We start from the raw sequence: 8125 nt of genomic DNA, 5'->3' as shown, positions 1-8125 counted from the left end.
CTTCGTAATCTTGCCCTGAGGTCGAGCTTAGACAATGTCGGGTCGGCCTCAAGCAGTAACTCAAGCATCTCCTGCTGTGTTAAACCTCGCTCCTTTCTGGCTTGTTCTAAGAAGTGTGCAAACGTGAGTGGCATTCTTTGTCCTCGATAATCTCTATTATGGTAAGTATTGTTCGATTGCTTATGTAATTCAATCTTCTTTTATTAGAATTTAAACTATAGCTTATCGGGCAGGTTTTTATTATAGATGTAGATAAAACGAAGGTAGGTATTACTAGCTTTACTGTTGATGGTTTTATCGAATCGGCATTTTCGGAAAATGGAATTTTCAAATGCCCAATATTTCTTTTCCAGTGTTCCGCATAATTTATTTCGTCCTGTCACCGATGAGCGTTAACAAATTTAAACGCAGGAGCGGGATTACTAATTTATGAAATATTTAATCTTTAAAGGAAAGTAAAATGTTTAACTTCAAAAAAAGCGCACTAGCATCAGTTCTTCTTATGGGTATGGCAGTAAGTGCAGGTGCTAACGCATCTTCAAATGCTACTGTTATATGGAACGGCGTTGTTCCAACAACTAGCGCATCAGATGCACTTATCATCACTGGCCTAGGAGGTGATACAACAGCGCTTAACGGTACTATCACTCCAAGCTCAGACGGTGTGTTTGAATCAGATACTATCGTACTTGAGTCTCACTTAAATGATGGTGATGCTGTTACTCCTGTTGTTGGTGCATTAGCTTCAGCTAACTGGACTCTAGTTGATGCATCAGTAGCTTTTGACGGTGTGGCAAACCCATCTCAAGCTGTTGAGATTAATGTAAATGGTGCACCAGTAGCCGTTGGTGATGTTGTTTCTGGTGAAGAAACTATTTCAACTAAAGTTAAGCAGACTGCTGTATTACCTGAATCTGAAGTAGGTGGAACTACTGTTCAAGCATCAGTAACGGTTATGGCTGACCTTGTTTAATTTGTAGAAAATTCCCGATTCAAAGGCTCGTAGTAATTACGAGCCTTATTTCTCTACGATGGTAGTCAATATGAAAAAAGTTTTAATACTATTGGCTTTCATGAGTATGAATGCCAACGCCGATTTCAAAGTGCTTTACATTACTACGAGCCTCGATGTAGGCAAACTTTATACAAATTCAATTAATTCTGTTGAATTTATTCCGGCAGTTCTGGAGTTGACGTCAAATCAAGACAAAACAAAATTTGATGATGTTAATACCACATTAAGAATTGAAACAGATATACCTTTTGAGTCTTCGGATATTCCTTATATTTCAACGTTAACAAAAAATACGTCAATTTGTACGGACTACTCTGGAGTGAGCAATGTTCAGGATGATTTCGTTACATTAACGATTGACGGGAAAAGTTTGTCAGAGGGTGAATCCGTCTCTTTTTCAAATTTCAATTTAAATGATGGCGACAATAAGTATAGTGAGCATGACATTATATTAAGTTTTCAGTCATTTAAAGATATCATCACAGCGGGCCAAGCGGAGAGGTGTAATGGTGAGATAGAGTTCAATATAGAGGTAGATATATAATGTTCAGGTTCAAACTCATAACAATGGCAATTTTAGTGTTATTGCCTGTGTATTCGTATTCAAGTTATAGTCAAAATGTTCTTGAAGGTTTTGAAGAACTGTTTGAATTGAAAGAGTCAACAGTCCGTATACGTAACTTAGATGGTTCCCTTACTTCACCGATCCCATTTTTAACGTCGTTTAACACGTTAAAATTAGACTCGAATAATAAAAAAGCGATCGCACAGGTATCTGACTATTTAAATGATAATACAGTGTCGGCTGAGTACCAGCAGAAGATCATAGATCAATTAATGGTTGGCATACAAGATCAGTCTGAGTGTTTAGGTAAGCTCGATGAGTGTGAGTTGTACCCAGAAACGTTTGAGATCGTTCATAACTATAACGATCAAGAAGTCTATCTTTTTGTATCTCCACAGGTGTTGTCATACTCGAATCTCGATGAAGAACTGGTATACCACTCGTCTCTGAGTCAACACAATGGGTTAATCAATTCATTTGATCTGTACGTGAGTGAATATCAAGATCAAGACTCAATCGTTTCTTTAAATAATGAAACGACACTGGGGCTACCTTACGGATACCTCAAAACTGATTTCAATGCCAACAACAGTGATAACGGTTCTGAATTGTATGAAGCGGCATATCATTTAGATATCGATTCTTACTCAATAAAAGCGGGTCATTTTGAATTTGAGCCAGAGGTTAACTCAACTGACTTCCTGAATAACACCGCTCGAGTTGCTCAAAACTCGCTCACGGTAGGTACCTCTAAAAAGTTGCTCGTAGGCGGACATAATAACGACAAAGTATTGAGCTTTTATGCGCCAACAAGTGGCGGTGTACAAGTTCTTCGTGATGGTCGATTGATTTTTCAAGATAACGTACCAGAAGGGCAGAACTCAATTCCTTACAGCAAGTTACCATCTGGTCGCTATGAAGCTGTACTTGAGGTGACAAGTGGTGGGCAAGTTGTTAATACCCAGACTTATCAAGTATATAACACCAAAGGTGACTCTCTGACTCAGGGGGAAGTGGATTTCGTTGCCACTGCGGGTATGTTTTCAGGAAGCCATTACGACTACACGGAACATGGCATTCAAAATATTGAAGACGATGTTTATGGCAAGGCATTAGCTAACTACCAACTCACCCGTTCGTTGCAAGTAGGCTTGGGCGGCTTGGTCACGGACAGTGGCACTATGTACACCGTTGGTGGTGCATACAATCTGATTGATTGGGATTTGAGTACTGAAGCTGTGTACAGCCAATTCGAAGACGCATCTCACTTTAATGCTAATATCGGTATCCCTTATTTAAGTCTATCTTATGAGTCTCTCGATAATGAACTTGGTGATCCAGTTGCTTCTTATATGTACGGATATGCCGATTATTCACGTCTATCGTTGAATTCTTCGTACAGCTTCCGCGGTGGACAATCTATGTATGCGGTTTACTCGCTTAATAACGACAAGCAGTTAGACAATTTAGGTAACTCGGATGAACAGGAACAGCAGTTTATTTCCGTTGGTTACAGCACGCCCACAGTTTTAGATTCGCGAGTTAATATTAACGTCGATTACTCTGAGGCGACGGACGACATATCAGTTAATTTGTTATGGAGTGTCCCGTTGTCAGACACAGTAGAAACTATCATGGGCCTGACGAGTGATAGTGATGACATTAATCAATTTAAAACAACAGTAAGACGAAATCAGTTAATTGACTCAGACTCCTTTAATACGTCGCTTGAGGTGAGTAACACCTACGATCGACAACAGGATGATATGTATCAAGATGCGTTATTGGCGACCAGTGGCACGACTAAATACGCTCGAATGAATGCCTCCGCCCATACGTCCACCAATGGCACGAGTGGTATCAATGCTGGCTTGTCTAGCACTCAAATCGTGACGACAGACGGCGTTTATATTACCGATAAAGCGGCAATGTCTTATACGCTTGTCGATATTCATCAGTCGCAGAATACAGAGCAGACGTTTGATGAAAAAGGTTACTTCTCTCTTAAAAAAGAAGGGCGAAACAACAGTAAGTTCATCGTATATAACGATGAAACAATTGTGCCTTTGGAAGACTATAGTCAATATCGTGCGAAATTTGATTCAGAGAGCGTTGATCTTTACAACTCTGGTGATAGTAACGTAACCGTGTTTACACACCCAGGTACGGTTGCTTCTATTGAGCCAAGAGTTAGTCGCGTCGTTTCGTTTGTCAGCGCCTTTAATGACATATCAGAACAGCCGATTACAGAAGTGGAGTGTCATGGAGAAGGTTGTATTGAAGTCAATGAAATGGCCGACGGTGTTTATAGAGTAACCGTATTGGAAGGCATGAACTTTGAATTGTCAGCGAAAGAAAGCCAATGCTTACTGCCTTATGAATTTACTTCAACAAATCAGATGAACTTTGGTCAAAACTATTGTTTGCCAATAGCTCAAGAAAAGCAGATAGATTTGATTGATGCAGATGAACGACTACAAGCGATGTATTTAGGTGCATACGAAAGCTCGATTGAACTGAATAAAGCGCTTAAAAAGCTCGAGTCACACGGTTATCGAATTATTCAGAAAGAAGTGGGTTCGTTTAAGGCAATTTATATAGCGCATGAATCTATAAACATGGCGGAAACAATAGCGCTTCATAAAAGAGATATCGATCAGTTAAAACTGTTGGCAAAGCGACTTTATCGCACCAACGCCATTACATACCCAGTCGCACAAGTTAATTAAGGAGTGGGAAATGAAATCCAATAAAGTTCTACTAAATTTAGTATCACTCACCGCTATATTGTTATCTATAAGTGTACAAGCTTTTACGGTAGATAAAATGGTTATTGTCTCTGATGATAAAGGGAACGGTATCGTTACGTTAACCAACGACGAGTCTCACCCAATTTTTATCCAAGCAAAGGTGGATGAAATAAATATTATTGATGGAGAACAGGTAGAAAAAAAACAATATACAAGAGACAACTTAAACGATTGGAAGGTGTCATTAACGCACCAGAAGGTAGTTTTGAACCCTGGTGAAGAGAAAGACATTGGCATACGTAGTTTATGCCACAACGCTGCATGCGATAATTCAAAAGATTTGATGTTTATGCTGTCTTTTTCTCCAAGTAAATACAGACCTGGTGAAGTAGTGAGTGGTGTGGAAATTAATTACGGATTCGCACCTGTTTATATTATTCCTACAACACAACCGAATTATTCTTACGAATTAACCAACAACGGTGATAGCCTTAGAGTCGAAAATAAAAGTAATACCATGCTCAATTTTTTTGTAGATGCATGTGTTGCTGAAAACAAAGCCCAATGCAAACAAAAATTTACGGTTGTATCGGGAAGGAATAAGACGTTCCCTTTAACCGAAACTATGCGAAATAACGAGTTGACCATTACCGTGACATCTCACGACAGAAGCTATTCAAAGAAAGAAATGGTGACGAGAGGTAAAATATAATGCCTAGACCTATCCTATATATTGTAGCGTTTATTGCATTAATGACGACAAGCATGGCTCAAGCTGCGTTTGAAGTTCGCGCGGAAGTGAAGGCTGGTGGTGTTCGTTGGGACAATGTGACACGTTACAATGGTAAAATGCTGCCAAGTACGTGGGAAACTCCTCCTATGTTGCAGGCTTCAGAAGCTTGGGCGGCCGCGACATTTTCGGGTACACCTCCAACAGAGATGACTTTAATTGGGGGAAATGGGAATACTTCACCGTCAATATCGATCGATATATCGGGCGTTCAATACAATACTACTGGAATTGAATTTGCCCAGTCAGCGAATACGGTAGGTGGTGGGTGCTCATTTGATGAAGTGTCACTACCGATTGTGACTGTTGAAGGTCCAAACTGTGTTTCGTCTGTTCGATTAATTAATAAACAAAAATCGAGCCCATTTATTTTCCTGAGACCTATTTTCGATATTAACGAAAGTGAAATAGTGTCGGCATTAAGTGGGCTACCAGAGGGGCAATATTCAGCTTCAGTGCCGGTAAATATTCGTTACTACTATGAAAATGACGGCATTATGACTTATCGCAACATCAATGAAGTGATGTTGTTTTCATTTGATTATCAGCCTGTTCAACTCGACAGTGTTTTTGTAAGTGGAGATGGTGTCATGACGCCAGTCTACGACACAATTGGCAAAAGAATAACATCGACAACGTCATTTGATATTACAGTGAACGGCTATTTTAATGACGGAATTGTTTTAACAATGCCCTTACAGTCATACGAATTGGTTAATTCAAGTAACCCTGGTGTAGTTATTCCTTACAGCATTCATTGCGATCAGTGCAGCTCTGGTAACTTAGTTGATGAAGGACAATTAATGTATCAAACAACGGCTATTTCAGAAGGAGCTGGAGTGCAAACAAGTATTAACTTTACTTTAGACTTTGATTACGATATTGAGGGCAGTTCTGCTGTTTCCGGAGATTATTTTGATGAAGTAACGATCATGTTGGAGCCTGGTATTTAAGATGAAAAAAATGAACTTAATGTCATCGATTATCGCTGTGTTCTTATCCATAAGTGTATCAGCAGAGGAGCTGCCTATCCAGATGAGTGGTGGCATGACGTTTTCTGCATTTGATGACAACATGGGACAGACTGAAGCACTTGGTTATAAGGCGGCGGTTGGATATAACATTAGTGAAAACGTACTATTTGAACTTGGCTATGCTGATTATTCTGCTTTTTCTGATTCGGAAATAGATAGTTTACGTGCGGTAATGGTTGAAACCGACTTATTGCTACCCGTCAGTGAATTTGCCTCCTTGTATGCAGGAGTCGGGGGCGCGTTTTCTAGTGACGACACCAATTTTACGGCATCGCTTGGTCTTAAATACCAATTGAGTAAAAATTGGAGCGCCGACCTTGGTTACCAAGGCGTCTTTGATTTAGCTCGTCAACAAGACGATCTATACGCATTTAATGCACTGTTGGTTTATCGTTTTTCAAGCAATGAAGCCGCAGAAGGCCTTTCAGATATTAACCCAAGGCCCAATGTTGACCAGCTTGTTGAAGAGTCGACCCAAGTATCAAGGCCGAAAACCCAATTGGCGTCTATTGTCCCAATTAAGAAGGCGCCATCGTGTCAGCAGCGTTTAGTTGAATACCGAGTGGTTCCTGGCGACTATTTGCACCGAATTGCAAGAGCATTTGATAGCTCACTTGATGAATTAGTCGAAGCAAATCCAAATCTTAATAATCGTGATTTGAATTTGATTTACCCTGAAGAGAAAATACTTTACCCGAAAGTTAGCTGTTTAGATTAAGTTGCCTTCCTTGAAACAGAAACACTGCCAATTTTTTGGCAGTGTTTCTTTGTTTGTAGCAGAGAGTATCTCGCCAATGTAAATGATATCTACACTTGTTTAGCTATCTCGCATCTTGCGTTTTTGAAATTCAAGAGTGGCCAATACCTTTAAATCCGAATGCGCGATACTGCTCACCAATCGAGCTACTCACCTTTTATCGTTTGGGCTCGCAAATATGCTAATTAATACCTCAATTATATGCATGAAGGTCAAATATAAGAGAGCGGAGTAATGATCGGACCAAATATTTTAAACATGTATGTACTCATTCTTTTCGCGCTTGGTGTTATATACGCGCTGAGCAAAATAGACGAGTAGTATCCTAAAATTTATTATTTTTAGTAGAGAGAAATATGAAAATTAAATATAATCTATTAACAGTATTCGCAATTTGTTCAGCAATGACTTCTACTGCTGCCAATGCTTTTAATGTCGACAAGATGATTGTCGTCGCGGATAAAAAGGGCAATGGTGTCGTGACACTTATTAATGATGAGTCTCACCCGATTTTTGTTAATGGAAAAGTACAAGAAATTCAGTTTATTGATGGCGACAAAATCGTTCGTAATAGTTATACAAGAAACAATCTAGATGATTGGAAAATATCTCTTACGCACCCAAGATTAGTTTTAAGACCTGGTGAAGAGAAAGACGTGGGTGTTCGTAGCTTATGTCACAACACGTCTTGCGATAACAGCAAAGATTTGATGTTTATGCTGCCATTTACTCCTAGTCGTTATAAAGAAGAGGGAGAGAAAATTCACGGTGTCGAGATAAACTATGGTTTTTCACCGGTTTATATTCTGCCTACGACAAAGCCAAGTTTTGATTATAAGATTTACAATCAGGGCGAGAATTTACGCATCGATAATAATAGTAATACGCTAATTGATGTTTATGTTAACTCATGTACAACAGAAAATAATACGCAATGCAAACAAAAGTTCACTGTTGTATCTGGTCGGGATAAAACGTTTTCTCTTGCGGAATATACGCAAAGTGAACAACTTAATGTAACCGTAACATCTTACGATAAAAAATACTCTAAAGAGATGCAACTGCCTATTCAGTAATAGGAACGCTGAAAATAGACATAATTATAGGCCTTCAATGATTAATGCTAATCAAGGACGATCAGCATTCATTACCCATGTTCAGTGCTAATTTTAGCCTACATGGCATCACTGTTATCAGCAAAGTGTAAATGCCCA

7 protein-coding genes are annotated in these 8125 nt (G+C 39.3%); all 7 read left to right on the top strand.

Annotated features, from left to right (window positions below):
* Window positions 1-460: 460 nt before the first annotated feature.
* The 7 genes from AB4274_RS13870 to AB4274_RS13840 all read left to right on the top strand — a co-directional run bounded on the left by AB4274_RS13870 (window position 461) and on the right by AB4274_RS13840 (window position 7987).
* Window positions 461-973 (top strand): hypothetical protein, encoded by a 513-nt coding sequence (locus tag AB4274_RS13870; RefSeq protein WP_102321102.1) that lies wholly within the window; start codon window positions 461-463, stop codon window positions 971-973.
* Window positions 974-1043: 70 nt separating this feature from the next.
* Complete coding sequence (locus tag AB4274_RS13865) at window positions 1044-1559, top strand: hypothetical protein (protein WP_102321101.1); 516 nt, start codon at window positions 1044-1046, stop codon at window positions 1557-1559.
* A complete protein-coding gene (locus AB4274_RS13860; protein ID WP_102321100.1) occupies window positions 1559-4309 on the top strand; it encodes a TcfC E-set like domain-containing protein in 2751 nt (916 codons plus the stop codon). The genes AB4274_RS13865 and AB4274_RS13860 overlap by 1 nt, the downstream gene beginning before the upstream one ends.
* 10 nt (window positions 4310-4319) lie before the next feature.
* A complete protein-coding gene (locus AB4274_RS13855; RefSeq protein WP_102321099.1) occupies window positions 4320-5042 on the top strand; it encodes a hypothetical protein in 723 nt (240 codons plus the stop codon).
* 53 nt (window positions 5043-5095) lie between these two features.
* A complete protein-coding gene (locus AB4274_RS13850; protein WP_372112365.1) occupies window positions 5096-6073 on the top strand; it encodes a hypothetical protein in 978 nt (325 codons plus the stop codon).
* 1 nt (window position 6074) lies between these two features.
* Complete coding sequence (locus AB4274_RS13845; RefSeq protein ID WP_102321098.1) at window positions 6075-6872, top strand: outer membrane beta-barrel protein; 798 nt, start codon at window positions 6075-6077, stop codon at window positions 6870-6872.
* A gap of 395 nt (window positions 6873-7267) precedes the next feature.
* Window positions 7268-7987 (top strand): hypothetical protein, encoded by a 720-nt coding sequence (locus AB4274_RS13840; RefSeq protein ID WP_241910598.1) that lies wholly within the window; start codon window positions 7268-7270, stop codon window positions 7985-7987.
* Window positions 7988-8125 lie beyond the last annotated feature (138 nt).

Origin of the sequence: Vibrio sp. 10N.261.55.A10 (genome assembly GCF_041470825.1) — a bacterium.
Lineage (GTDB): Bacteria > Pseudomonadota > Gammaproteobacteria > Enterobacterales > Vibrionaceae > Vibrio > Vibrio crassostreae_C.
Note: the sequence above shows the minus strand (reverse complement) of the source record. Positions and strands in the feature narration are given on the sequence as shown.